The sequence below is a fragment of the Allocoprococcus comes genome (genome assembly GCF_013300725.1).
In the GTDB taxonomy this organism is placed as follows: Bacteria; Bacillota; Clostridia; order Lachnospirales; family Lachnospiraceae; genus Allocoprococcus; species Allocoprococcus comes_A.
The window spans coordinates 1-25,469 of record NZ_JAAIMM010000035.1; the positions used below are offsets into that span (position 1 = coordinate 1).

Annotated in this window: 27 protein-coding genes and 1 tRNA gene; 26 read left to right on the plus strand and 2 right to left on the minus strand. The window is 39.2% G+C overall.

Annotation, left to right across the window (positions count from 1 at the left end; genetic code table 11):
* Window positions 1-85: 85 nt before the first annotated feature.
* The 4 genes from tnpA to G4407_RS14680 all read left to right on the plus strand — a co-directional run bounded on the left by tnpA (window position 86) and on the right by G4407_RS14680 (window position 3,137).
* The gene (gene tnpA / locus G4407_RS14665; RefSeq protein WP_173689491.1) at window positions 86-502 is read left to right on the plus strand and encodes an IS66 family insertion sequence element accessory protein TnpA; all 417 of its coding nucleotides are present in this window, start codon (window positions 86-88) and stop codon (window positions 500-502) included.
* Window positions 496-834 (plus strand): IS66 family insertion sequence element accessory protein TnpB, encoded by a 339-nt coding sequence (gene tnpB, locus G4407_RS14670; RefSeq protein WP_117689872.1) that lies wholly within the window; start codon window positions 496-498, stop codon window positions 832-834. The genes tnpA and tnpB overlap by 7 nt, the downstream gene beginning before the upstream one ends.
* A 127-nt stretch (window positions 835-961) precedes the next feature.
* A complete protein-coding gene (tnpC, locus tag G4407_RS14675) occupies window positions 962-2,638 on the plus strand; it encodes an IS66 family transposase (protein WP_173689492.1) in 1,677 nt (558 codons plus the stop codon).
* A gap of 130 nt (window positions 2,639-2,768) precedes the next feature.
* Entirely contained in the window at window positions 2,769-3,137 is a 369-nt protein-coding gene (locus G4407_RS14680) for a virulence RhuM family protein (protein ID WP_201856680.1), read from the plus strand.
* Here G4407_RS14680 and G4407_RS17200 read toward each other — a convergent pair.
* Complete coding sequence (locus tag G4407_RS17200) at window positions 3,075-3,263, minus strand: helix-turn-helix domain-containing protein (protein ID WP_173689493.1); 189 nt, start codon at window positions 3,261-3,263, stop codon at window positions 3,075-3,077. The two genes, G4407_RS14680 and G4407_RS17200, sit on opposite strands and share 63 nt — an antisense overlap.
* A 77-nt stretch (window positions 3,264-3,340) precedes the next feature.
* Here G4407_RS17200 and G4407_RS14690 point away from each other — a divergent pair, with 77 nt between their 5' ends.
* Window positions 3,341-3,517: a YccF domain-containing protein gene (locus tag G4407_RS14690; RefSeq protein ID WP_173689494.1), complete on the plus strand. Its 177-nt coding sequence runs from the start codon at window positions 3,341-3,343 to the stop codon at window positions 3,515-3,517.
* A gap of 51 nt (window positions 3,518-3,568) precedes the next feature.
* Entirely contained in the window at window positions 3,569-4,012 is a 444-nt protein-coding gene (locus tag G4407_RS14695; RefSeq protein WP_173689495.1) for a GNAT family N-acetyltransferase, read from the plus strand.
* 305 nt (window positions 4,013-4,317) lie between these two features.
* On the opposite strand, the gene G4407_RS14700 is transcribed toward G4407_RS14695, so the two are convergent.
* On the minus strand, window positions 4,318-4,953 hold the full coding sequence (locus G4407_RS14700; protein ID WP_173689496.1) for a hypothetical protein: 636 nt from the start codon (window positions 4,951-4,953) through the stop codon (window positions 4,318-4,320).
* Between the two features lie 181 nt (window positions 4,954-5,134).
* On the opposite strand from G4407_RS14700, the gene G4407_RS14705 reads away from it, so the two are divergent.
* From G4407_RS14705 to G4407_RS14800, 20 genes are all read left to right on the plus strand, one after another.
* Window positions 5,135-5,641: a phosphatase PAP2 family protein gene (locus G4407_RS14705; protein WP_173689497.1), complete on the plus strand. Its 507-nt coding sequence runs from the start codon at window positions 5,135-5,137 to the stop codon at window positions 5,639-5,641.
* A gap of 455 nt (window positions 5,642-6,096) precedes the next feature.
* Window positions 6,097-6,906 carry a helix-turn-helix domain-containing protein gene (locus tag G4407_RS14710; protein ID WP_173689498.1) on the plus strand — a complete coding sequence of 270 codons (810 nt, stop codon included), beginning with the start codon at window positions 6,097-6,099 and terminating at the stop codon, window positions 6,904-6,906.
* 112 nt (window positions 6,907-7,018) lie between these two features.
* Window positions 7,019-9,106: a polyphosphate kinase 1 gene (gene ppk1 / locus G4407_RS14715; protein WP_173689499.1), complete on the plus strand. Its 2,088-nt coding sequence runs from the start codon at window positions 7,019-7,021 to the stop codon at window positions 9,104-9,106.
* Window positions 9,107-9,229: 123 nt separating this feature from the next.
* Window positions 9,230-10,606, plus strand: coding sequence for a PhoH family protein (locus G4407_RS14720; RefSeq protein ID WP_173689500.1), 1,377 nt, complete (start codon window positions 9,230-9,232; stop codon window positions 10,604-10,606).
* Window positions 10,607-10,609: 3 nt separating this feature from the next.
* On the plus strand, window positions 10,610-11,287 hold the full coding sequence (locus G4407_RS14725) for an HD domain-containing protein (RefSeq protein ID WP_173689501.1): 678 nt from the start codon (window positions 10,610-10,612) through the stop codon (window positions 11,285-11,287).
* Between the two features lie 55 nt (window positions 11,288-11,342).
* A tRNA-Ala gene (locus tag G4407_RS14730) sits at window positions 11,343-11,415 on the plus strand.
* 526 nt (window positions 11,416-11,941) lie between these two features.
* A complete protein-coding gene (locus G4407_RS16605; protein WP_173689490.1) occupies window positions 11,942-12,112 on the plus strand; it encodes a hypothetical protein in 171 nt (56 codons plus the stop codon).
* A gap of 27 nt (window positions 12,113-12,139) precedes the next feature.
* Window positions 12,140-12,529: a hypothetical protein gene (locus G4407_RS14740; protein ID WP_173689502.1), complete on the plus strand. Its 390-nt coding sequence runs from the start codon at window positions 12,140-12,142 to the stop codon at window positions 12,527-12,529.
* 86 nt (window positions 12,530-12,615) lie between these two features.
* A complete protein-coding gene (locus tag G4407_RS14745) occupies window positions 12,616-15,480 on the plus strand; it encodes a phage tail protein (RefSeq protein WP_173689503.1) in 2,865 nt (954 codons plus the stop codon).
* Between the two features lie 6 nt (window positions 15,481-15,486).
* Window positions 15,487-16,182 (plus strand): mtfA protein, encoded by a 696-nt coding sequence (locus G4407_RS14750; protein ID WP_118177834.1) that lies wholly within the window; start codon window positions 15,487-15,489, stop codon window positions 16,180-16,182.
* Window positions 16,182-18,377: a phage tail protein gene (locus G4407_RS14755; RefSeq protein WP_173689504.1), complete on the plus strand. Its 2,196-nt coding sequence runs from the start codon at window positions 16,182-16,184 to the stop codon at window positions 18,375-18,377. Before G4407_RS14750 ends, G4407_RS14755 begins: the two co-directional genes overlap by 1 nt.
* The gene (locus G4407_RS14760; protein ID WP_173689505.1) at window positions 18,322-19,572 is read left to right on the plus strand and encodes a hypothetical protein; all 1,251 of its coding nucleotides are present in this window, start codon (window positions 18,322-18,324) and stop codon (window positions 19,570-19,572) included. The genes G4407_RS14755 and G4407_RS14760 overlap by 56 nt, the downstream gene beginning before the upstream one ends.
* 407 nt (window positions 19,573-19,979) lie before the next feature.
* Entirely contained in the window at window positions 19,980-21,110 is a 1,131-nt protein-coding gene (locus G4407_RS14765) for an RNA-directed DNA polymerase (RefSeq protein ID WP_173689506.1), read from the plus strand.
* A complete protein-coding gene (locus tag G4407_RS14770; protein ID WP_173689507.1) occupies window positions 21,107-21,370 on the plus strand; it encodes a hypothetical protein in 264 nt (87 codons plus the stop codon). Before G4407_RS14765 ends, G4407_RS14770 begins: the two co-directional genes overlap by 4 nt.
* A 20-nt stretch (window positions 21,371-21,390) precedes the next feature.
* Window positions 21,391-21,549 carry a hypothetical protein gene (locus G4407_RS14775; protein ID WP_173689508.1) on the plus strand — a complete coding sequence of 53 codons (159 nt, stop codon included), beginning with the start codon at window positions 21,391-21,393 and terminating at the stop codon, window positions 21,547-21,549.
* Window positions 21,550-21,641: 92 nt separating this feature from the next.
* Window positions 21,642-21,956, plus strand: coding sequence for a hypothetical protein (locus tag G4407_RS14780; RefSeq protein ID WP_243868863.1), 315 nt, complete (start codon window positions 21,642-21,644; stop codon window positions 21,954-21,956).
* Window positions 21,957-21,959: 3 nt separating this feature from the next.
* Window positions 21,960-22,220 (plus strand): phage holin, encoded by a 261-nt coding sequence (locus G4407_RS14785; RefSeq protein ID WP_173689509.1) that lies wholly within the window; start codon window positions 21,960-21,962, stop codon window positions 22,218-22,220.
* Window positions 22,221-22,233: 13 nt separating this feature from the next.
* Window positions 22,234-23,658 (plus strand): glucosaminidase domain-containing protein, encoded by a 1,425-nt coding sequence (locus G4407_RS14790; protein WP_243868864.1) that lies wholly within the window; start codon window positions 22,234-22,236, stop codon window positions 23,656-23,658.
* A 164-nt stretch (window positions 23,659-23,822) separates the two neighbouring features.
* The gene (locus G4407_RS14795; RefSeq protein ID WP_173689510.1) at window positions 23,823-24,452 is read left to right on the plus strand and encodes a flavodoxin family protein; all 630 of its coding nucleotides are present in this window, start codon (window positions 23,823-23,825) and stop codon (window positions 24,450-24,452) included.
* Window positions 24,453-24,488: 36 nt separating this feature from the next.
* Window positions 24,489-25,385: a putative ABC transporter permease gene (locus G4407_RS14800; RefSeq protein WP_173689511.1), complete on the plus strand. Its 897-nt coding sequence runs from the start codon at window positions 24,489-24,491 to the stop codon at window positions 25,383-25,385.
* Window positions 25,386-25,469 lie beyond the last annotated feature (84 nt).

Sequence of the window (25,469 nt, forward strand, 5' to 3'; positions counted from 1 at the left end):
TTGAGAAAAATTTCTTAAAATTAACTCTTGACAAAAGTCACTTCATAACAGGAGATAGAAATTTACTACATTTGGAGGTTTCATTATGAGTAAGAAACGTGCTCCAGGGCGTTCCCTGGACGAATGGATGGAACTGGTAACCGAATGCAGACAAAGCGGCCTGACAGATGCTGCATGGTGTAATGAGCATGGGATATCTCCCAGCTGTTTTTACAATGCAGTTACCCGTCTCCGCAAAAAAGCCTGTCAGATACCGGATCCAGTTGGAAAAGCCAGCACTCTTGACCTTACATCCCATAAACAGGATGTAGTCCAGATTGCTATAGAACCAGAGTCTTCTCCGGTGGGACTGATCCCAGATACTGGAAACAGACCTATGCACCTTGACAATTCACATACGATTGAAATCGAAGCAGACGGATTGCTTATACGAATGAGTAATGAGATCAAACCGTTACTTCTGAAGCTGCTTATGGATACGCTGAAGGAGTCGTTATGTTAGCGGACATCTCAAGTGTTGATGCGATCTATATCGTCTGTGGCAGAACAGATATGCGCAAGTCCATTGATGGATTGTGTGCGATCATCCAGGAACAGTTTTCGATGGAGATTGACCATGCACTTTTTCTTTTCTGCGGTCGTAAATGCGACCGCATCAAGGCTATTTTAAAAGAGCCTGACGGGATCGTTATGATCTACAAAAGACTGACCGCCCAGGGATCTTACCGATGGCCCAGGAATAAATCTGAAGTCCGGAATCTTACATGGCGGGAGTTCGACTGGCTGATGTCTGGCATTGATATTGAGCAGCCCAAAGCGATCAAGGCAACGTAAAAAGATGCACATAAAACTCTTGTTTTTTGCTGTATTTTCGGCACTTTCAAGTCCTGGTAAATCCGCTGCTGGGAAAAACCACTGTTTTCTGATATAATGGAAACATCAGAAACAGGAGGAAAAAGCAGTGGCAGACAGTTCCAAAGATATCCAGCTCCGTGAGCTGAAGGACATGATAAGCGATCTCAAAAAGATGATAAAAACACTCCAGGCAACTGTCGATGCTGCCAATAAACGGGAAGAGGCTCTCACCCAAGAGCGGGATAATCTGAAAGAAGAGATAGACCTTCTCCGTAAAAAACTGTTTGGCACCTCCAGCGAAAAAAGGGCCCTCGATATTCCAGGCCAGTTAAACTTTTTCAATGAGGCGGAACTGGAACAGGATCCAGAAGCTGCAAAAGCAGAGGATCTTGAAGCACTCCTTCCGGAAAAAACAGCAAAAAAACGAAAAGCAAGAGCTACAGATGCGGAGCGTTTTAAGGGAGTTCCTGTTGAAAAAAAGTATCTGGAACTTTCTGAGAAAGAGAAACTCTGTCCTGTCTGTGGTACCCCACTGAAAGAAATCGGGGAGGAGTTTGTCCGCCGGGAACTGGTTTTTGTACCGGCAAAACTGAAAGTATATGAATACTACAGTAAGAGCTATGAGTGCCCGCAGTGCAGGCTTCAGGATATTCCGGTCATCAAAAAAGGAAAAGATGGCAGATCTCATATGCTTTATGGAATGGCTTCTGCAGGAACGGTTGCCTGGGTAATGTACCAGAAGTTTTGTAATAGTCTCCCATACTACCGTCAGGAAAAGGACTGGAAACAGTATGGCGTGGAGATCACCAGAGCTACTATGGCAAACTGGGTGATCCGGAATTCTGAAGCGTTTTTTCTTCCTATGTACGAATACTTCCACAGGAAACTTCTGGAACGTGGATTCGCGATGGCAGATGAAACGCCACTTCAGGTTTTGCATGAACCGGAACGCCGTGCACAGACCAAGTCATATATGTGGCTGTTCCGCAGCGGTGAAGACGGAGGACCACCTATTATCCTCTATAAATACTCGGAGACCCGAGCCGGGGATAATGCCGTAGATTTTCTTCACGGCTTCAAGGGGTATCTGATGTGTGATGGCTATAGTGGATACAATAAAGTTCCAGATGCCAAGCGCACAGCCTGCTGGGCACACATCAGAAGATATCTGACAGATGCCATTCCCAAAGGAAAGGCTCTGGATTATACCCAGCCATCCGTACAGGGAATGCTGTACATTAACCAGCTCTTCCACCTGGAAGATGTGATCAGATCAAAGTATTCTTCCTTCGATGCTATCAAAAAGGCTCGTCTTGAAAAAGAAAAGCCGGTAGTAGAAGGCTTTTTGTCGTGGCTTGATCAGCAAAGCCCTATCCGTGGAAGCAGAATGGATAAAGCTGTCACTTACATTCAGAATCGCCGCTCCTATCTGTCCACCTATCTGGAAGACGGCCGCTGCAGTTTTTCTAATAATCTCAGTGAAAATGCGATTCGTCCGTTTACAGTAGGCCGTAAAAACTGGCTGTTCTGTGACACACCAAACGGAGCCCAGGCCAGCGCTATTGTGTACACAATGGTAGAAATGGCAAAAGCCAATGGAGTAAACGTCTATCACTATCTTACCTATCTGCTGGAAAAACTGCCTGATGATAGGATGAGTGATGATGAATTAGAACTTCTGGCGCCATGGAACGAAACTGTCAAAGCTGAGATCGAACGTCGTGCAAACGAATCAAATCAATCATATGTGAATTGTCAAGGTGCTCCGGCTACTGAAAAGTAGTCGGGGATTTTTCTATCATACCTAAAAATTAAGCGCTTACGTTGGAATGATGATAAGATTTGGTTGAGACAATAGTGAACATATGTGTTCACATTTCATAACTAAGAAGTAATGGATTGGAGAGGTGCTTATGGCAGATAAAATTGGAACTGATGAATATGGGGAAATACTTATATATCAGACTGATGATGGGCAGACAAATATAGAAGTTAAAATAGAAGATGATACAGTGTGGCTGACACAACAGCAGCTTACTGAATTATATCAATGCAGTAAATCAAATATAAGTGAACATATAAAGCATATATTCGAAGAAGGGGAATTGGATAAGGATTCAGTTGTTCGGAAATTCCGAACAACTGCAGATGATGGAAAAACATATAATGTTACTTATTACAATTTAGATATGATTATATCTCTTGGATACCGAATTAAATCAGTGATTGCAACAAGATTCAGGCAGTGGGCAATCGGTGCTTACATGATAGAAGTCTGCTAGCGTCAGTAGATTGCCAAGTGACATATCTACATTTTTATCTTTCTCATAATTGCCGAGTGTGGAACTCGGGATGCCAGTAGCATCAGACAATTCATGTAATGATATTCTTTTTTCTGCGACTCTCAAATCTTTCAGTCGTTCCGGTATGGTAACAGAGAAAATTGCAAAAGAATATTAGACATTGGATAAGGAGAGGTGTTGTCATGAGAACTATAGGTAATATCCTTTGGTTTATATTTGGAGGATTACTGGGCGGTCTGGCTTGGGTTTTTGCAGGACGCATATGGTGTATTACAATTATCGGAATTCCATTTGGAAAGCAGTTTTTCAAGATGGCAAGACTCTCTTTCATGCCATTTGGTGCGAGCGTGATAGGGTAGAATATAATAAAGCGTTAATCGAAATGGCTGAAGAAGTTATGGAGGCGAAATATGGTAATCAAAGAGATCATTGACGATAAGATGCATTATATAGACTTATTATTTCTGGCAGATGAGCAGGAAGATATGATTCGTCGCTATCTTGAAAAAGGAATCATGTATGTGCTTGATGATAATGGCGTGAAAGCAGAGTGCGTCGTTACCAATGAGGGAAATAGGATTCTTGAAATCAAGAATATTGCAGTAAAGCCAGAATATCAAGGCTGCGGATACGGAAAAGCTCTAATTGACTTTTTGATTCGCAGATATACTGGTAAATACTCTGTTATGCAAGTAGGAACAGGAGATAGTGCATTGACTGTTCCGTTTTATGAGAAATGTGGTTTTACACGCTCTCATTGCATCCCTAATTTCTTCATCGATCATTATGATCATCCAATATTTGAGTGTGGTATTCAACTTATTGATATGATATATCTACAAAGATGCTTATAACTTTTGATATCTAATTTAGTAGCTATGTGACGCTAATCTGTCTGCTGTTATATCTGGCAGAATTCTGGGCATCTGTTGAGTTGAAAAAAGGCATACAGTGAAGGAATTTTTCAGTGGCACGATCGTTGCATGTGTAATATTTGCAGGGACTTTTTGTATGCTGTAATCAATCTGCATGGATATGGAAAAAAAGAATTGAAAACCGTCGAATTTCAATTCTTCTTTTCTGAGAATCTATTCTTTCATAAAATCATTTTGAATCCTATAATTGAACCATATACTGACAGGTGGATAGGCAAGTCCGGCTATCCGAGATATGATGATTTTATGCTCTCTTTATTATCTTCGGTAGAAAATAATTCAGGAATTGCTGAATATCTATGCAGCGAAACATTACAATTAAGAGCATCTGCTATTAGTTTTGCAATAAATTCCAATATGTTTTCTTTATAGTGGTTGTAAAAGTTGTATATGTCTAATGTAACACATTCTTTTGCGTCAAATGCAAATTCAAAAACCAGGCTTTTGGATGCAACTAAATTCATTTCTGTAGCAGAACCAAAGAAAGTGTAATTGCCATCTTCAAACAAAACTTTTTTATATGTTCTAAGCAAAAAATCTTTATTGACGTTACTTCTAAGTTCATTTAATTCTTTAAAATCAAGTTTTTCAATGTGAATATTATTTCTTAAGTATATATAATCACTATTTAAGGTTGAAAATTTACGATAAAAATTTGCTTCTTTATCATTAACTATAGGTAAATCATTAATATTATTTTTTACCCAATTGTCAAAATATGCAAAATCAACAATGTCCGTTAGAATTTTTTCAAAAGATTGTTTGTAAGAAATTTGTAATTCTAAAAATTCGTCTAAACTGTAATTTAAAGGAATACTATCATCAATTTTAATGGAATCCGGTATAAATTTATAATTCATATATTGCCTCCCTGTAAGCATTCGCATGATACTTAATTATAGTTTATCACAAGCAACTATGAGAAAAAAGTTAATATGCTGTTACTGACCAAGAAATATTTTTTAAAATGACTTTTTCTCAGTAATCTATGTTATTCTATAGAAAAGTAAAAATACTGATGAAGAAAGCAGGAGAAAACTTATGAATATTGAATTAAGTATTTTGGATTGGCTCCAGACGTTGCATACGCCTTTTCTGAATAAAATCATGGTATTTATCACAAGACTTGGGGATGCAGGAATTATATGGATTGTGTTGAGCATAGTATTGCTTCTGATTCCTAAAACGAGAAAAAGCGGCGTGGTTATGGTGGCTGCTTTAATAGTAGATGTATTACTCTGCAATATTGTCCTGAAAAATCTTGTAGCACGGACAAGGCCATATGATGTGAATACAGGTGTACACCTTCTGGTAGCAAAGCTTCATGATTATTCTTTTCCGTCTGGACATACGGCAGCTTCGTTTGCTTCGGTAACAGCTTTGTACCTGGCAGGTGAAAAGAAGATTTGGAAATTTGCGCTTGTGCTGGCATGTCTGATCGCAATATCGAGGTTGTACCTGTATGTACATTATCCGACAGATGTTCTTGGAGGAATTTTGTTCGGTGTGATTTCAGGATATTTGGGATATCGCAAAGTATTGAAATGAAGATGACCTAAGATTATCGATCGGGAATTATATGCCGAAATTCCTGAAAGTGATCAAAGAAGTAACAGATGATGATTCCTACAAGAACGCATCTTTGGCGAGATTATGAGGAAGTAAGGTTTTCTGTAAAATAGAAAATATCATCTATTACAAAATGATAAATTTAGATACAAAAAAAGGACCTTGCAAGCCCGCAGGTCCTTTTTTAGTGACGGTTCATTGCTTCGAGATACAGATAATTCGCAGCATAAAATTCGATCACTTCATGCATATAATCTTTGATTTTTTTAATCATTCTTTCTTTCATGATTTGTTCTCTCCTTTCTTTTCTTTATGTGGTCATTATAGCTTGAAAAGCGGATATATGCTTGCCAAATCTGATGAAAAAGTAGACAAATCTTGCAAAAATGCTATATAATAAAATAAAAAAACCACATGATCAAAGAGGAAAGGCTATGTATTTACATTATAAAAATACGAATCGGAAAATACAAACCATACAAAAAAGAGCCAGGCATGCAGGACCGCATCTGCACAGCACCTTGGAGATGATCTATGTGACCGAAGGCACTTTAGAGCTTGGGATTGGACAGGAGTTGTATCATCTGGAAACAGGGGATCTGGGAATTGTATTTCCGGATGTGATCCATCACTATCAGGTATTTGGAGAGGACGCACATAAGGTGTATTGTGTGAATTTGATTCCGGATAATCTTGGATTTTTCAGTGAGGCACTGCAGAAATATGCACCGGTCTATCCCGTCCTTAAAGGCAGAGAATTAGATGAAGAGGTTGCATATGCCTTGTGCCGGATGATGCTTACTAATGAGGAAGAATTTCTGATCCTGCAGGCTTATTTACAGATCGTTCTGGCGCGTTGTATTCCGCTTTTGGAATTGGATGAAAAATCCAAAATCGGAAGTGACGATCTGATTTATCAGACGGTGGCATATATATCCGGGCATTTCCGGGAAAATGTGACACTGGATAAGATGGCACAGGAGATCGGAGTCAGCAAGTATGCAGTTTCGAGAGTTTTTTCCGGGACATTTCACAGTAATTTCAATCAGTATCTGAATGATACCAGACTTCGTTATGCCTGTGCGAAGCTGGAAAATACAACGGATTCAATTATTGAGATTTGTCTGGACAGCGGATTTGAAAGTCAGCGGACATTTAACCGGGTATTTAAGGAGCGGTACCGGATGTCACCAAGTGTATATCGCAAAAAGATGAAGGAACAGGGCACGCAGATTTTACATTGATTTTACAAAGAAAACACATGGCAATGATAGATAGATCCGAACCGCAGATGTATAATCGGAACTAAATGCTAAGAAAAAGAAACTAACAGAAATCACGAAAAGGAGATACCAAATGAAGAAGAAAACAATGAAATCAGAACCATATATGATGAATCGTGAATTGTCGTGGTTAAAATTTAATGAAAGAGTGCTGAATGAAGCAGGAAATCCAAGAGTACCGCTTGCAGAGCGTCTTACCTTTGCATCAATTTACCAGTCTAATCTGGATGAATTCTATATGGTGCGGGTGGGAACCTTGATGGATCAGATGGAATCTTCTGAAGTTGTACGTGAAAATAAAACAAATATGACCAGCGAAGAGCAGGTGAAAGCAATTATTGAAGCTACGAGGGAGCTGGATATAAAAAAAGCAATGATCTATGAACAGCTCATGGGCGAATTGGAGCCGCAGGGGATCCGGATTATCAATTTCAACAAGCTTTCCGGAAAAGAAGGGGAATTACTGGAAACTTACTTTGATAATGAAATTGCACCATATCTGTCTGCGAATATCATCAGCAAACAGCAGCCGTTTCCATTCTTACAGAATAAAGAGATCTATGCGGTTGCACTGCTTGCAACGAAGGGTGGAAAGACAAAAACTGCGATCATTCCGTGCAGTAATAACGTGTTTAAGCGCCTGATCGATATCCCGACCAGACCGGGAACCTTTATGCTTTCGGAAGAACTGATCCTTCATTTCCTGCCGAAATTATTTAAAAAATATGAAATCAAAGAAAAATCTCTCCTGCGAATTACGAGAAATGCGGATATTGATACAGAAACCATTTATGATGAAGACATGGATTACAGAGACGCCATGGAAAATCTGGTAAAGCAGAGAAAACGTATGAATCCTGTCCGCATGGAATTCTCCAGAAAGATCAATAAAAAGCTGATTGCGGAAATCTGCAAATATATCCATATGGATAAAGAGCATGTATTCTTATCAAGAGTACCGTTGGATTTATCCTTTGTATTTGCAATTCAGAATTATCTGAGAATGCAGGGAACAGCAAAAGAGAATCTTTTCTATCAGAAAAGAAGCCCTCGAATGACACCGCAGTTGAATGATAAACAGAGCCTGATTGCCCAGATCGAGCAGAAAGATGTACTTTTATCTTATCCTTTTGAAAATATCAAATCTTTCACTAATCTGCTTTATGAGGCAGCAAGAGATGATTCTGTCGTATCCATTAAAATGACGTTGTATCGTCTGGCTGTCCGTAGTCAGGTTGTGGATGCACTGGTTGAAGCGGCAGAAAATGGAAAAGAGGTTGTAGTACTTGTAGAACTTCGAGCAAGATTTGATGAGGAAAGCAATATTGAATACTCCAGAAAGCTGGAAGAAGCCGGATGCCGTGTAATTTATGGACTGAATGGATTCAAGGTACATTCAAAACTTTGCCTGATCACCAGAAAGACAGAGAAAGGTCTGGAATATATTACGCAGATCGGAACCGGTAACTATAATGAAAAGACTTCTACTTTATATACAGACCTGTCACTGATTACAGCAAAGCAGGAAATCGGAAAAGAAGCGGCAGAAGTATTTGCATGTCTGCTGCGCGGTGAAACCATCGAAGAAACACATGTCCTTCTGGTGGCACCGAAGTGTCTTCAGAATAAAGTACTTGCTATGATCGATGATGAGATTTGCCATGCGAAGAAGGGGGAAGATGCTTATGTTGGAATCAAGATCAATTCCCTGACGGATAAAGTCATCATTGAAAAACTGGTAGAAGCGTCACAGGCTGGTGTGAAGATTGAGATGGTAGTACGTGGAATCTGCTGTCTGATTCCGGGAATTCCGGGATATACAGAAAATATCAAGATAGTCAGCATCGTAGGAAGATTCCTGGAGCATTCCCGTATTTATCGTTTCGGAACGCCGGAGAGAGAAAAAATCTACATCGCATCCGCTGATTTCATGACAAGAAATACCATCAGACGTGTGGAGGTTGCAGCTCCGGTCCTGGACGATACCCTGCGTGCACGACTGGATGAAATGTTCGATACAATGATGAAGGATGACGAAAAAGGAAAAGAGTTAACCTCGGACGGTACATATGTGGATCGAAAGATCAATTCCACAAAATTGGATTCACAGGAACTTTTCTATGAAACTGCATATAAAAATGCGGAGAAAAAGACGGTATAAAACAATCTGTTTTTACTTTGATTTTATACAGATATGATAGAAACAAGATAGTACCGTGATCACGAACATGCTACGATGAGTCTGTAAAGAAGGACAATTGTCGGAAAAGGAGTGTTCGTATCTATGATAAAAACCTATGTAATAGACACCAATGTACTGATTCAGGCACCGTACGCACTGGAGTGCTTTGAAGATAATCATCTGGTTCTTCCTCTGGTCGTATTGGAAGAACTGGATGGTCTGAAAAAGGCGGAAGGAGAGAAAGGTGCGAATGCCAGAGCAGCTGTGCGAAAGCTGGAAGAATACAGGCACAGAGGAGATCTGTTACAGGGAGTAGAGCTTCCGGGCGGAGGATGTCTGCGTGTTGAAAAAAACTATGTGAAGGTAGAGCTTCCGCCGGATCTTCCGGATGATAAACCGGATAATAGAATATTGAAAGTATGCAAAGGTCTGATGGATGATAAAAAAGCAGATCAGGTCGTGCTGGTTACGAAGGATATTGTTTTGCGGCTGAAAGCACAAATTTTAGGAATCAAAGCGGAAGATTTTGAAACGGAACAGATTTCCGCCGATGATGCACAGTATACCGGAAGAACAGAGCTTTATATACCGGAAGAAATGGTCAAGGAATTCAAAAAGAAAGGGATTTCCACGGAAAATCTGTATCAAAGTGATGCGGAGGGAAATCAGTTTCTTCCAGAGCTTCATGAAAATGAATTTGTGATATTAACACCGGATCAGTCTGCGAAAAAGACATTGCTTGGAAGGGTGGCCGGAAATAAAGTTGTTCCTTTGGCTTATAAAAAGAGCAAACCGTATGGGGTATCCCCGAGAAATGTAGGACAGTATTTTATGCAGGAAGCACTGATGGCTGATGCAGAAACAGCACCTCTGGTTATTATCAAGGGAATGGCGGGCACCGCAAAGACTTTTTATTCACTTGCGGTTGGAATGGAAAAGGTTTATAACAATCCGACGAAGGAATACCGGAGAGTGATCGTATGCAGACCAAATGCCCAGTTTGATGACGATATCGGATTCTTGCCGGGTGATGAGAATGAAAAAATAGCACCGCTTATGCGACCGGTCATCGATAATCTGGAGCAGATTCTGGATTCTGATGAGAGTAAACGGTATGAAGATGAGGACGAGTTGACAGACAAAGTAGCGGAAGTATTTGAAAGAGGAATCATCCGGACAGAAGCACTCAATTTTATCCGTGGGCGATCCATCGCAAAGACATATCTGATCATTGATGAAGCACAGAATATGACGCCAAATCAGGTAAAGGGAATCATCACAAGAGCCGGTCACGGAACAAAAATCATCTTGTTGGGAGATCCGCAGCAGATAGACAGACCATTTTTGGACGAAAGAACAAATGGATTAAGTTATGCGGCGAAACATATGATGGATAGCCCACTTTGCTGGCAGATAACGTTGTCAGCAGATGAATGTGAGAGATCCATACTTGCAATGGATGCCGTAAAGCGACTTTAGAAAATGAAAGAGGCAATAGAATATTTGAAATACAAGGAAATACTAAAAAATAAGGAAATCAATGCATATCTGGAAAAAGGAAATGCAAATTTGGGACTGCTTGGATTTACGGATCATTCGCAGGCACACTGCGTTCAGGTGGCACATCAGGCAGGAAAAATCCTGGAGCGGTTCGGATATTCGGAACATGAAGTAGAGCTTGTTAAAATTGCAGGGTATATGCACGATATCGGAAATGCCATTAACAGAACCCATCACGCAGAATATGGGGCGCTCCTTGCAAATGATCTGCTGAAGGATACGGATATGTCTCTGGAAGACAGGATCACGGTGATGTCGGCAATCGGGAACCATGATGAATCAACCGGGGATCCGGAAGATGTGATATCTGCGGCTCTCATCATAGCTGATAAAACAGATGTAAGAAGAAGCCGGGTACGCCCAAAAGAGCAATCCGCTTTTGATATTCATGATCGCGTCAATTATGCAGTTACAGATTCAAAACTTAAGATCGCAAAAGATAAGTCGGTTATTGCACTCAACCTTCAGATTGATGAAAATATCTGTTCCATGTATGATTACTTCGAGATTTTTCTGGAAAGAATGATGCTTTGCAGAAAGTCAGCGGAAGTGCTGGGAACAACATTTAAGCTGACGGTGAATGGGCGAAAAGTTTTATAAATACAGTTGACAAAAACGGACGTTTGTGATAATTTAAATAAGTCGTAAACGTCATGGGGGATTAGCTCAGTTGGGAGAGCGCCTGCCTTGCAAGCAGGAGGTCACGAGTTCGAATCTCGTATTCTCCACTTTATGGATAGTGTAGCAGCGTTGCTGTTGCACTATTTTTGTATATTTGACAAATTTATATATGTGCCTTATAATACACTTAACAGGAAAGTCGGACGATAGATGAAGCCTATCTGCTCCGGTAAAAAGTTAATAGTTACAAATTTTGAAAATAAGTAAGCTACTTACTCGGCCAAGAGACAAGGTAGCTTACTTATTTTTTATAATTCAGAATTGCTACGATGAGTAGCGCCACGGTTAATATTACCATGAATTCTTCATATGTACTCATAAGCGTCACCCTTTCTAACAGGATTAGAGTAGATGACGGCATACCTTTCCGACTTCCCGGTTAAATGCATTATATTGAAAAATATTATCATTTATTGATCGCGCAGTAAAGCAAAAATATGAAAAAGAAAATTATAATCAAAAAGCATAATTAAAGATACATTATAAGTATTAGACATAACACGCCTCCGCTTTTTATAATAGAACTATGACGTAGCACAAACAGTTCATTATAAAAAGAGGAGGTCTTTTTTCATGGAATATACAAAAATCGGCAATACAGACATCGAAGTATCCAGACTCTGCATCGGCTGTATGAGTTTCGGAAAAGCAGGAACCATGAGAAGAAGTAATTTTCAAATCGATTTTACACTGGAAAATGCAGTTCGTGCAGAAATTTCAACCATTTATGAAAGCAGGCTTTGACAGCCTGCTTTCTGTTCGCATACAGTAGTGGATGCAAAGACATTCCGTGTTGCAGATGACAGTAATTACAGTGAAAATGCAAGAGTTTTAGATGAGACAGTAGCAGTTAACCAGTTCCAGGCTTATTCCAAAGGAAATGTAACATATCTGTCACGTGCAGATGGATTTGCAAATTATGCAGAGGCAACAGCAGCACCGTCAGATGATATGTATGTGATGGATGATGAAACACGTGAAGCAATTACAGAAAAATCTGTAGCACGATATGACTCAATGAAGATAAACAGTGGGACTTATACTGTGCGATCACAGCAAACCCACTTGCTGATGATGTTGGAAATTTTGAAGAATTTAAACAGCGGTTTATGGGTACAGCACCGAAAGGTGAAAAGACTGAACAAACTGAACCGACAATGAACAATGCACAGATTAAGTTACAGGTGGAAAAAGCAAATAAAATTTTAAATGGATTCGTGCCACCATTGAAAGGGGGTGGCTAATCGTTGGATATTTTTTCGTTGGTCGGAAAAATAACGATCAATTACGCTGATGCGGTGAACAACATTGAAAAGGTTTCAAAGTCTGCAAAGGACACAGCTGAAACACTGGAAGATGTTGATAAAAAGGCAGATGGTGCAGGTGATTCAGTAGAAGATGCCGGACAAGCTGCCAAGAATGCAGACAGTGGATTTACAACATGGAAAGCCACGCTTGCGAATTTAGCATCTACAGCAATCACAAAAGTAATTTCAGGATGTACACAGTTAGCTGAAAAAATGGCAGATGTGACAAAATCAGCGGTTGGTCACTATGCTGAATATGAACAGTTAGTTGGTGGTGTTGAAACACTATTCAAAGACAGTTCCGGTAAACTAATTGATTATGCTGAAAAGGCATATAAGACAGCCGGAATGAGTTCAAATCAGTATATGGACACTGCAACGTCATTTGCTGCTTCACTGATTCAAGGTCTTGGCGGTGATACTGCAAAAGCGGTTGAACTGACAAACCTTGCTATCACTGATATGTCAGATAATGCTAACAAGATGGGTACTGACATAGGTTCGATACAGGACGCTTATCAGGGTTTTGCAAAGCAGAATTACACAATGTTGGATAACCTGAAACTTGGTTACGGTGGTACACAATCTGAAATGATTAGGTTGATAAATGATTCAGGTGTACTTGGTGAAAAGATTGAAAGTTTGGATAACGTAACGTTTGACCAAATGATTGAAGCTATTCACAAGATTCAGGATAACTTAGGTATAACCGGAACAACAGCACTTGAAGCAGGTACTACAATATCAGGTTCATGGGGTTCAGTGCAGGCATTGTTTGAAAATATCCTTACAAAAGTAGGTTCAAAACTTGCACCTACTGTTATGGGGTTTTTACAGCAGTTGTCAGACTGGATGGAAACCGTTGATTGGGATGCGTTTGCAACCTCTGTCGGTGATGCCCTACAAAGGGTATTTGACTGGATTCAAAAGATTGATTTTACAACATTCTTTGAAAAAGGAATGGACGGTGTTGAAAACTTCCTTGAAAAACTAGGTGGTCTTATTGAAGATATACCTAAGATTATTCAAACGTTCAAGGATTGGTCACCACTTATAGCCGGAGTTGCTGCCGGATTCGTAACCTTAAAGGTTGCAATGGCGATATCATCATTGATTAGTGCCATAACAACAGCATGGACAACATACAAAACAGCAAACGAAGGTGCTACTATTGCACAGTGGCTTTTCAATGCTGCATTAAATGCTAACCCTATAGTTCTTATAGTCACTCTTGTGGCAGGGCTTGTGGTTGCACTGATCACATTATGGAATACCAATGATGGATTCAGAGAAGCAGTCACAAATGCTTGGGAAAAAATAAAGGAAGTCTTTGGTACTGTTATTGACGCTATCAAAGGCTTTTTTAGTGGATTGGTGGAGAAGGTACAGACTGCATGGGAATCTGTAAAAGAAGCAGTAAGCACCGCCATTGAAGCAATCAAAGGATTCTTCACAGGTTTGGTGGATTCAATCAAACAGGCTTGGGAGAACATCAAAACGGCAATATCTGAAAAGATAGATGCCATAAAAGAAACAGTAACCAATGTGTTTACTGCAATAGCTGATACTGTAAGTGCAGTGTGGGAAACAATCAAGAATGCGGTACAGGTTGCCATCATGTTTATTGGTGAAATTATCAGTGCTGCATTTCAGATCATCACAATGCCTTGGATGTTTATATGGGAAAACTGCAAGGAATATATCATTGCAGCTTGGGAGTTTATCAAGAACGCTGTATCAACAGCCCTTGATGCAATCTCAACCACTATCAGCAATATTTGGAATGCTATTGTTGGATTCCTGACCCCTATCTTAGATGGTATTAAAAATACCTTTACAACGATTTGGGAAGCTATAAAATCAGCGGTATCAACCGCAATCAACAACATTCAGACGGCTATTACAACCGTATGGAATGCCATTGTTTCATTCCTTAAGCCGATACTGGAAGGTATCAAGAATACATTTACAACTGTATGGAATGCGATAAAATCAACCATTTCTACAGTGCTGAACGCAATTCAGACCACGATTACAAATATTTGGAATGTAATCAAAACGACTGTAACCAATGTAATCAATTCGATTAAGTCAGTAATCAGCAGTGTGTTCAATGCAATTAAGTCTACTATTTCAAGTATACTGAACAGCATTAAATCAACCTTTACAAGTGTTTGGAACAGTATCAAGTCAACGGTATCTAATGTGATCAACGGTGTGAAGTCCACTATTTCAAGTGGTCTGAATGCTGCAAAATCCACAGTATCGAACGTACTTGGTGCAATTAAGGAAAAGTTCAGCAGCATCTTTGAAGGTGCAAAAAACATTGTAAGTAACGCTATAAACAGAATTAAAAGTTTCTTCAATTTTTCGTGGTCATTTCCAAAACTCAAATTACCACATATTTCAATTAGTGGTTCTTTCAGCCTGACACCGCCAAGTGTACCGCACTTTGGTATTGAATGGTACAAGAAAGCAATGGATGATGGTATGATCATGAATCAGCCGACTATTTTCGGTTACAATGCTAAGTCAAATCAGTTCTTGGCAGGTGGTGAAGCCGGAAGTGAAACGGTTGTCGGAACACAGAGCCTTATGGATATGATCAGGGTGGCAGTCAATGAGGAAAACGCTTCATTACTGGAAAAACTTGACCGGATTCTTACAATCCTTGAAAGTTATATGCCTTTCATTCCACAACTTGCGAACCTGAAACTGGTAACAGATACAGGAGTGCTTGCAGGTGAACTTGCCCCGGTAATGAATGAAGAACTGGTTAGAATTTTTGATAAGGAAGGACGGTAAAAGCCCATGATTCAAGGTGTGACTTTTGGAATTAAACACAGTTATGAAGATTTTGGGCTTATCCTTTCTTCAAAAGAAATCGGATTGCCTACACCTAAAACAGAATCAGTCAGTGTAATTGGTCGCAATGGTGACCTTGATCTGACTGATGCGTTGGGTGATGATGTAAAGTTTGAAAACAGGAAGTTATCATTTACTTTTTCCCTGTTAAATGGTGCAAGAGATTGGACTGCAACACTTTCCAATCTTTCCAACTATCTGCATGGTAAGAAGATGCGTATTGTTATGGACGCTGATAAAACTTTTTATTACTGGGGACGGTGTACAATCAATAAATTCAAAACAGATCGTACACTTGCCATTATCACAGTTGATTGTGATGTTGAACCGTACAAAATTGAAACAAATTCAGCAAGCGAACCGTGGTTATGGGATGTGTTCAGTTTTGTCAATGGTATTATCCATGTAAATGAAGTGAAAGTAAGCGGAAGTAAAAAAGTAAATCTGATTAATCGTGTCAAGATTGTTTCACCGACATTTACCTGTTCAACAGCTATGAAGGTGACACACGAAGGTAATACTTATAGTTTACCTGCCGGGGAAACAACAGTTTATGACATTCGTTTGCAGGAAGGTGATAATTATGTAACATTTACAGGAAACGGTACAGTCAAGATCAGTTATAGAGGGGGTTCATTGTAATGTATAGAGTATTATGTGATGGACTGCCTATTTATGATTTACGTGATGAAAACCTTGTTTTGATTGACCCTAAACTTGATTTAGAGGTCAACAAAGCAGGGTCTTTTAGTTTTAAGATGCCACCACAGCATCCACAATATGAATTACCGCAAAAAATGCTGTCATGCATTCAGGTATTTCAGGATGATGAAGAAGTGTTTAATGGCAGAATTACAGAATGTAAGATAGATTTTTATAATCGTAAATATTTTACTTGTGAAGGTCAGCTTGCATATCTGAATGATAGTATACAAAGACCTGCTGAATATCATGACATAACCGTCAGAGGTTATTTAGAATCACTGATTACATCACACAATGAGCAGGTAAAAAAAGATAGACAGTTCAAGGTTGGTATTGTCACGGTAACAGATAATAATGATTCATTGTACAGGTACACGAATTACAACAGTACCATGAAAGAAATCAAGGAAGATTTGGTTGATGATCTTGGCGGTTATTTACGTGTAAGGAATGTCAATGGAACAGCGTATTTGGATTATATAAGTGATTATGACAATGTAAGTACACAAAGTATTGAGTTTGGTGAAAATCTGCTTGATTTCAGCAGAAATACAGATGTGTCAGATATTGCAACAGTATTTATTCCGCTTGGTGCAAAACTGGAAGAAAGTCCAATAGCTGCACTTGAACAGCGGTTGACTATTGAAAGTGTAAATAATGGGTCTGATTCACTTGTGAATTTGGACGCTGCAAAGAAATTTGGTTATATAACCAAAACTATTACTTGGGATGAAGTTACAACACCAAAAATGTTGTTATATAAAGCAAATAAGTACATTGCTGATTATCAGTGGGATAGTATGACACTGGAAGTAAACGCTGTTGATATGCATTGGACTGATGCAGATATAGAACAGTTCAAACTTGGTGATAAAATCAAGGCACATTCTTCACTGCATGGACTTGATCGGTATTTCCCATTGTCGAAAATGTCAATACAGCTTAACAATCTATCAAGTAGTAAATTTACACTTGGTACTGTAATAAACAAAAGTCTTACGTCAAGGGTGCAAGAAATTTCAAATACTGCATCAAAAGCAGTTGAAACAACACCTGTACCGTCTGCAATAGTAAAACAGGCGGTTGATCAGGCAACAGCACTGATTACAGCAGCAACTCATGGTCATGTGGTTACCACAGCCAATGAACAGTTAATTATGGACACTAACGATGTGAATACAGCCCGGAAGGTGTGGCGGTGGAATCTGAACGGTCTTGGTTATTCGTCAAACGGGTACAACGGAACGTATAAGACTGCCATCACAATGGATGGTCAGATTGTTGGTGAAAGATTGGTTGGTGGCTCGGTATCTGCTGAAAAACTTGATATTACTTACAGAAATCAGGTTATAAAAGAAATAGCAGATGCAGAAGAATCAGCAAGATCGGATGCAGAAGATTACACTGACGGTGAGTTGAAAAAGTACTATACAAAAAGTGAAGTTGAAACAAGTATCAAAAATACTAAAGATTCTATTCTGTTATCTGCTAAGGAAACAGCTGAACAGTATGTTGACGGTAAGTTGAAAAATTATTCAACGTCAGCACAGATTAAAGTCAAGACAGATTCGATTGAATCAGAAGTTAAGAAGAAGCTGAACAGTTCAGAATTATCAACTAAGATTCAGCAAAATTCCTATGCGGTAAAAATTGCATGGAATAGTATCAGTAAATATATTCAATTTGAATATGGTGAAATGCGTATTTATGAGAGTACGACACAAAACAGTAACACACTGTTAATGTCAATGACATCATCAGGTGCATGGTATTACTACAAAGGTACTACAATCGGAAAAATTGGTACTAACGGTTGGACTGGTGACTCTACGTTTAGGGGGGTGATGTTTGACTTACAAAATGGTGCTGATTATATGGGTTGGGGTTATCAGGATTCACCGGGAAGTAGTTACTATGTAAAACTCATATATTACGCAAATAATAGAAAAGAAAAACAAGGCTTACATGTAGGTGCAAACACTTATGTGTGGGGGTATTTGAGATTTAATGAAAGTGCAGGATTTTATAATTATTCTGATAAAAGTATTAAACTATGGTCTGATAAAGATGTAAGCATTGGTAGTTCATCATCAACTTGCTGTACATTCACAGGTACATCTTTTCAGATTTAACGTTGCAGATGATGGTTCTATAGTAGCATGGTTCGGTGATGCAGATTACAAAGAAGATGGTTCAATGGGTCAGGTTATGGTATATCAACCAAAGTTTTATTACTTGGTGTGTCCGGTGGAATATGACCCTATTGATACAGGCATTGGTTACCATTTAAGAAAAGCAAATTACTATGTGTCAGAAAAACCACGTGCAGGTTTTAGACTGCATCCTGCTTTTTATGATGCATCCGGGAATGAAATTGACTATATTCTTGATTCTGCGTTTGAAGGTTCTATTTGGGATGCAGACGGTGGTGATGGAAACGGTGCTTACTTGATGAATGATGAACAAGTCATGAATACTGGTACAGACAAGTTCTGTTCAATCGCAGGTGTAAAACCTGCATCTGGTTTATCTCAAAATCTGACAAGACCGAACATTGAAGCACTTGCACAGAACCGTGGTGTGGAATGGCATGGTGATCTGATTAAACCTGTATCTGCAAGACAAATGTTGATGATCATTGAACTTGGTATGATGAATACACAGACAGGTGTAGGTTATGGTGTTGCAGGTATATCAGATAATAGTTCATATAACTGTTCATCACTTACCGGAAGTACATCAGAACTTGGTAATGGAAGTGGTAAAGCAACACAGACAATCAATACAAAAGGTGATACAAGAACTACTGAAACGGCAAATGAAAGAGTTGTAGTATCTTGGAGAGGTACAGAAAACCCTTGGGGGAACATTTGGAAGTTTGTTTATGGTATCAATATTTGGGGTAATGGAAAAATGGGTGGTGGTCAGCCTTACATTTGTACTGACTTCAACTTTGCTGAATCAAAGAATACAGGTAACTATGAAGCAGCAGGTTTTACAGTAACTAATGCAAACGGTTATATTTCTGCAATGGGGTATTCAACAACCTGTGATTGGTTATTTATTGCTTCTGAATGCCTTGGAAATAGTTCACTTCCTGTTGGTGACTACACATATATTACTGTAAATCTCAATGGTTATAGAGTTGCTCGGTTGGGCGGTAATTGGAATTTTTGGGGTCATGCGGGCGGTTTCTGTTGGTATCTGTATGACGGTGTTGGTTTTCGTTATCGGAATGTCGGGTGTCGCTTGGTACTTATTCCAACAAAAGATTCAGCTGTATATACTGCAAATATCACCGCATGGAAGCAGAAAATGGCAGCTTAAAATGTAACTTAAAAATCAAATATAAGGTTGAAAGAATCTCTGATATTGTTTGTTATTACCTGTAATGAACACCATGAAAAACAAATATATTGCTCAATTAGGCAGTAATTGGAATAATTGGGATAATGCAGGCAGTTTCTATTGGAATCTGAATAACAGTGTTGGTAATCGTAATCGGAATATCAGGTGTCACTTAATAATTGCAAAATATAGCCGGGTGGAAACATCCGGCTATTTCTATAAACTGTATAGTTCTTTCAACCATGCCACTTAGGCAAAACAGAAAAATAGACGGTGCAGACAACCCAACCGGGAATACCGTCTTACTTACGAACAATAAGGAAAGGTCAACCGTATTTACCGGGCAGTAATGCCGACTGAAATTCGGACAATGCAAATACCAAGGAATGAAACGCTATGATCACTTATATGAAAAGATTTATGACCTTGAAAATTTAAGAAAAGCACACCAACACGCAAAGAAAGGAAAAGGTTGGTACAGAGAAGTTCAGGAGATTGACAAAGAACCTGACAAGTACCTGAAACAGATTCAGGAAATGCTTATCAACCACACTTACAAAACATCTGATTATGAGGTGTTTTATAAACAGGACGGTAAGAAGTTAAGGAAGATTTACAAACTGCCTTATTTCCCTGACAGAATTTGTCAGTGGGCTATCTTACAGGTCATTGAACCCTGTATCATCAATAACTTAACCGCTGATACCTATTCAGCAATACCAAACAGAGGTATACACAAGGGTCTGACAAAATTGCAAACAGCAATGTGGAATGACCCGGAAGAATGCAAGTATTGTTTAAAACTGGACGCAAGACATTATTATCAGTCAATCAACCACGATCTTCTGAAAGAGAAGTATTCAAGAATGTTCAATGATAATGAACTATTGTGGTTATTGAATGAAATCATTGACAGCATTGAAACAGCAGAGATCGAGGACTTATCAGCAATCTATCTGTTGGAAGAAGATATTGACCCTGAAACTGGTATACCGATAGGAAATTACTTATCACAGTATTCAGGCAACTATTATTTTTCAAGTTTTGATCACTGGATAAAAGAACAGAAGCACGTTAAATACTACTTCCGTTATATGGACGATATAGTTATTTTTGGCAAGACGAAAGAAGAACTGATTGCCTTGAAGAAAGAGATTGATATTTATTTCAGGAATGAACTGAAATTGAATATAAAAGGAAACTGGCAGGTGTTCCCATCTTACATAAGAGGTGTTGACTTCTTAGGGTACAGAACATTTTACAAGTATACATTACTTAGAAAAAGCACCTGTTTGGAAATGGAAAAGAAAATGACCGCTATCAGGAACAAAGTAGAAGCCGGGAACATGATGAACTATTCAGAGTGGTGTTCAATCAATTCTTACAAAGGTTGGTTGAAATATGCTGATACTTTCCGGCTATATCAAAAGTATGTTGTACCGCTGTTACCTTATGCGGATGATTATTATATACGCAACATAAAACCAAACACAAAGAAAGGATTGAATGCAGCATGATTGATTATGGAAAACAGAAAAGCACTGTCAGACCGGAAGAACTGGAACTGACAGAAACAAAAGTATTTGTCAGTTCCAATATCACGGAAGTGAACGAAGATGAAACTGACGGACAGCCGGGATTTACTGGATATGAATTTGACCTTATCGAGTATGACAAGGATGAATACATTAAAATTCAGGCAGAAAAAAATGAATCACTACAGAATCAAGTGGAAGTTACACAGGAAGCACTTGATTTTATTTTGTTTAATTCATAGTGATGGAAAGGGGTGATATTATGGCAGCTTATTTTGCATTACGGTTAGAAAACCGCAAACTGAATTACAATACAGTAGTTCAGAAGTTCCCACAGTTTAAAGAAGATATTGACCTGATTCTTCTTGCTGATGGGTATGTTGTAAATGATGACGGAACAGTCACACTTGCACAGGAATAAGGAAATTATCACATACACGAAAACAACCGCCATGTGACGATTATATAACGTCAGAAGCGGTTGTTTTTGTGTACAGAAAGGACAACAGACCATTGGAACAATTTATTTATTCAACGTACACGATTGTTTTACCAATCATTGTCACTGCCCTTATGGGGTATGTGGTTTGGTTGCTGAAAAATCAGAAGAAAGACAGGGACGCAAACAGTAAAGGTACAATGCTTTTACTTAGGGTTCAACTTATCGAATATCACGATAAGTACATGATGTTGGGTGACATTCCATCATACGCTTATGAAAATTTTATGGAAATGTATGATGCTTACCACGCTTTAGGTGGTAATGGGATGATCACAAAAATGATGCATGAAATTGAAGAATTACATTTGAAAAAGAAAGAGGTATAAAACATGAAAAATATTAACTGGATTGTGAGAATTAAAAACAAAGCGTTTTGGGTTGCACTGATTCCTGCTGTACTTCTGCTGATTCAGGTTGTTGCAGCAGTATTTGGTTATACCCTTGATCTTGGTGATCTTGGTAACAAACTGCTTGATGTGGTCAATGCAGTATTTGCGGTTCTTGTGATTCTTGGTGTGGTGACTGACCCGACAACCAAGGGTATTACTGACAGTGATCAGGCACTTACTTATACAGAACCGAAGAAATAAGAGGTGATCAACTATGACAAATCAGGAATTTATTGATCAGATTGCAGTGTACGTTAAAAAGTATGCTGCAATTTTTGGTATATGCGTACACAGTCCAATCATTGCACAGGCAATCTTAGAAAGTGGGTGGGGCAAGTCAAAACTTGCTGCCACCTATCACAACTATTTTGGTCTTAAGTGCGGTACAAAGTGGACTGGTAAGAGTGTGAACATGACCACACAGGAAGAATATGAGCCGGGAACGTTGACAACTATTGCTGATAATTTCAGGGTATTTGATTCGATGGAAGAAGGGGTTAAGGGTTACTTTGAATTTATCCAGTTATCCCGGTATCAGAATCTTAAGGGAGTCACAGACCCTAAGACGTACCTTGAAACAATCAAGTCAGACGGTTATGCAACAAGTTCAACATACGTTCAGAATAACATGGACTTGGTTGAGCAGTACGAACTTACAAAGTATGACAATGAAAAGAGTGATAACATGAGTGACAGACGGAAGCCGGGAAATTGGCTTGCACAGTATGAGGGTATTGCAAAAGGCAGTGCAGAACACAAAGCCATTCTGAAAGTATTCAATGACAGCGGATTGTGTACAAGATATAAAATGACAGTCAATGACGCTTGGTGTGCAACAGGAACATCAGCAGCATTCATTGCTGTTGGACTTGTCAGCATCTTCCCTTGTGTGGAATGCTCTTGTGAAGCAATGATTAACCTTGCAATCAGTGCAGGTATTTGGGTTGAAAATGATGCCTATGTGCCTGATGTTGGTGATGTAATTCTGTATGACTGGGATGATAACGGTATTGGAGATTGTACTGGTTGGAGTGATCATGTGGGTATTGTAGTATCTTGTGACGGTAAGACAATCAAAGTCATTGAAGCTAACAGGTCAAATTCTGTCGGTTATCGTGAAATTGCCGTAAATGGCAGATACATCAGAGGATTCATTACACCACATTATGTAGCAGGTGGTTCTACTACACCGCAACCTTCCGGTAAGAAATCCGTTCAGGAAGTAGCAAAAGAGGTTTATGCAGGTGAATGGGGTAACAATCCGGCAAGAAAGGAAGCACTTGAAAAAGCCGGATATAATTATCAGGAAGTTCAGGACGCTGTAAATGCACTGGTAAACGGAAGCGCACCGACACCTTCAAAATCTGTACAGGACGTTGCAAGGGAAGTTATCAATGGTGACTGGGGAAATAACCCTGATCGTCAGAAGAAACTTGAAGCAGCAGGTTACAACTATCAGGAAGTACAGAATGCAGTCAATGCGATTCTGAAAGGCAACGCTGCAACAGACCTGACCGCCATTGCAAAAGAAGTTTATCTTGGAAAATGGGGAAACGGTCAAGACCGAATTGACCGCCTGAAAGCAGCAGGTTACAGCCCTACAGCGGTACAGCAGAAGGTCAATGAACTGTATGCCTGATTTGTTACTAATTTGTTACTGAATGAGTAGGATTTAGGTATATACCGCAAGCGGTGAAAACTGAACAAACCGCAGAAATGCGGTGTTTTCTGAACTAGATAAACGGTGTAATTCATGATATAATAAATCTCGCAGAAAATTGTCAGAAAAGGAGAATGATTATCATGAAAGAGAATTTAAAAGTACTTATGATCAATGGAAGCCCGAAAGCAAATGGCAATACAGCTGTTGCATTAAAAGAAATGGAAAATATTTTCAAAGAAAACGGAATAGAAGTTGAGACCGTTGTCATCGGCAATAAAGCAGTCCGTGGATGTATCGCATGTGGATCCTGTTATGAAAAAGGCAAATGCGTCTTTGATGATGTAGTCAATGAACTGGCTCCGAAGTTTGAAGCGGCAGATGGTCTTGTAGTCGCAAGCCCGGTTTACTATGCATCTGCAAATGCAACCCTGATCGCCTGTCTTGACCGGTTATTCTGCAGCAGTCATTTTGACAAGACCATGAAGGTCGGAGCAAGCGTTGTCTGTGCAAGACGTGGCGGATGTTCTGCAACATTTGATGAGCTGAACAAATACTTCACCATTTCCGGAATGCCGGTCGCATCCAGCCAGTACTGGAACAGTATCCACGGAAGAACACCGGGAGAAGCCGAGCAGGATGGAGAAGGAAAGCAGACGATGCGTGCACTTGCAAGAAATATGACATTCCTGATGAAGAGCATTGCACTTGGTAAAGAACAGTTTGGACTGCCGGAAAAGGAAGAGCGGATCGCGACACATTTTATCCGCTGATGGCAGTTTTACTTTTTCTTATAAGGGAGGAAAATCATGATTTGTGGAATGACATACTATCAGATATGCTGGTATTTTCTGATATATTCCTTTGGGGGCTGGATTGTTGAAGTAATCTTTCATGCAGTAGCTTTGGGAAAGGTTATAAACAGAGGATTCCTGAATGGCCCTGTATGCCCGGTATATGGATTTGGAGTAATATCTGTTTTTGCTATGATAAATACACTGCAAAGCAGTGGTTATCAGATGAATGATGGCATGATATTTCTATTCGGAGTTATTCTGGCGACTGTAGTGGAGTTAATAGCCGGATGGCTGTTAGATGTATGTTTTCATGCGAGATGGTGGGATTATTCAGATAAACCTTTAAATTTTCATGGGTATATCTGTTTGGAATTTTCATTGATATGGGGACTGGCAATTGTGCTTGTTGTGAAAGTTTTTCAGAAATATGTGGAAAACCATACATCGGCACATTCAGATTCGATTTTTGGCTGGATCGTACTGGCAATTTTATATTGTGTGTATCTGGCAGATGTTATCGTAACAGTAGCTGTTATACAAGGACTGAATAAGAAACTTACCAGATTGAATAAAATCCGTTCAGATATGCGGATTGTGAGTGATAAAATCAGTGATACCGTTGCAAATACAACAATAGATACAGCACAGGTTATAGAAAAAGGAAAGGTGCAGACAGCTCTTGCAAAAGCGGAATTGCGTGAAGCTGCTGGAACGAAAAAAGACCAGTCCATTGAGAAACTCCGCAAAAAGAAAATGGAACTTCAAAGAGAATTTGATGAACTTTCTAATTCTATAACCAATCATACAATTGTTGGACAGGGAAGAATTATTAAGGCATTTCCGGAGATGAAGCACCGGTATTACTATGAACTGATTCAGGAATTAAGAAAAAAATTTGAAGACAAGTAAAGAGGTTGTTGACCGGGTAATAAAATAAATAGCCTGCAAATAAAAAGTCAAGGCTAAATTGAAAGAACATTGAAAATTTTATAC

Excerpts from the sequence above, each read along its gene's own strand:
- ppk1 (WP_173689499.1), top strand. The coding sequence starts at position 7,019 with ATGAAGAAGAAAACAATGAAATCAGAACCATATATGATGAATCGTGAA.
- G4407_RS14705 (WP_173689497.1), top strand. The coding sequence starts at position 5,135 with ATGAATATTGAATTAAGTATTTTGGATTGGCTCCAGACGTTGCATACG.
- tnpA (WP_173689491.1), top strand. The coding sequence starts at position 86 with ATGAGTAAGAAACGTGCTCCAGGGCGTTCCCTGGACGAATGGATGGAA.
- G4407_RS16605 (WP_173689490.1), top strand. The coding sequence starts at position 11,942 with ATGGAATATACAAAAATCGGCAATACAGACATCGAAGTATCCAGACTC.
- G4407_RS14755 (WP_173689504.1), top strand. The coding sequence starts at position 16,182 with ATGTATAGAGTATTATGTGATGGACTGCCTATTTATGATTTACGTGAT.
- G4407_RS14795 (WP_173689510.1), top strand. The coding sequence starts at position 23,823 with ATGAAAGAGAATTTAAAAGTACTTATGATCAATGGAAGCCCGAAAGCA.
- G4407_RS14800 (WP_173689511.1), top strand. The coding sequence starts at position 24,489 with ATGATTTGTGGAATGACATACTATCAGATATGCTGGTATTTTCTGATA.
- G4407_RS14700 (WP_173689496.1), bottom strand. The coding sequence starts at position 4,953 with ATGAATTATAAATTTATACCGGATTCCATTAAAATTGATGATAGTATT.
- G4407_RS14765 (WP_173689506.1), top strand. The coding sequence starts at position 19,980 with ATGAAACGCTATGATCACTTATATGAAAAGATTTATGACCTTGAAAAT.
- G4407_RS14790 (WP_243868864.1), top strand. The coding sequence starts at position 22,234 with ATGACAAATCAGGAATTTATTGATCAGATTGCAGTGTACGTTAAAAAG.
- G4407_RS14785 (WP_173689509.1), top strand. The coding sequence starts at position 21,960 with ATGAAAAATATTAACTGGATTGTGAGAATTAAAAACAAAGCGTTTTGG.
- G4407_RS14720 (WP_173689500.1), top strand. The coding sequence starts at position 9,230 with ATGATAAAAACCTATGTAATAGACACCAATGTACTGATTCAGGCACCG.
- G4407_RS14770 (WP_173689507.1), top strand. The coding sequence starts at position 21,107 with ATGATTGATTATGGAAAACAGAAAAGCACTGTCAGACCGGAAGAACTG.
- G4407_RS14695 (WP_173689495.1), top strand. The coding sequence starts at position 3,569 with ATGGTAATCAAAGAGATCATTGACGATAAGATGCATTATATAGACTTA.
- G4407_RS14750 (WP_118177834.1), top strand. The coding sequence starts at position 15,487 with ATGATTCAAGGTGTGACTTTTGGAATTAAACACAGTTATGAAGATTTT.
- tnpB (WP_117689872.1), top strand. The coding sequence starts at position 496 with ATGTTAGCGGACATCTCAAGTGTTGATGCGATCTATATCGTCTGTGGC.
- G4407_RS14690 (WP_173689494.1), top strand. The coding sequence starts at position 3,341 with ATGAGAACTATAGGTAATATCCTTTGGTTTATATTTGGAGGATTACTG.
- G4407_RS14710 (WP_173689498.1), top strand. The coding sequence starts at position 6,097 with ATGTATTTACATTATAAAAATACGAATCGGAAAATACAAACCATACAA.
- G4407_RS14775 (WP_173689508.1), top strand. The coding sequence starts at position 21,391 with ATGGCAGCTTATTTTGCATTACGGTTAGAAAACCGCAAACTGAATTAC.
- G4407_RS14725 (WP_173689501.1), top strand. The coding sequence starts at position 10,610 with ATGAAAGAGGCAATAGAATATTTGAAATACAAGGAAATACTAAAAAAT.
- G4407_RS14680 (WP_201856680.1), top strand. The coding sequence starts at position 2,769 with ATGGCAGATAAAATTGGAACTGATGAATATGGGGAAATACTTATATAT.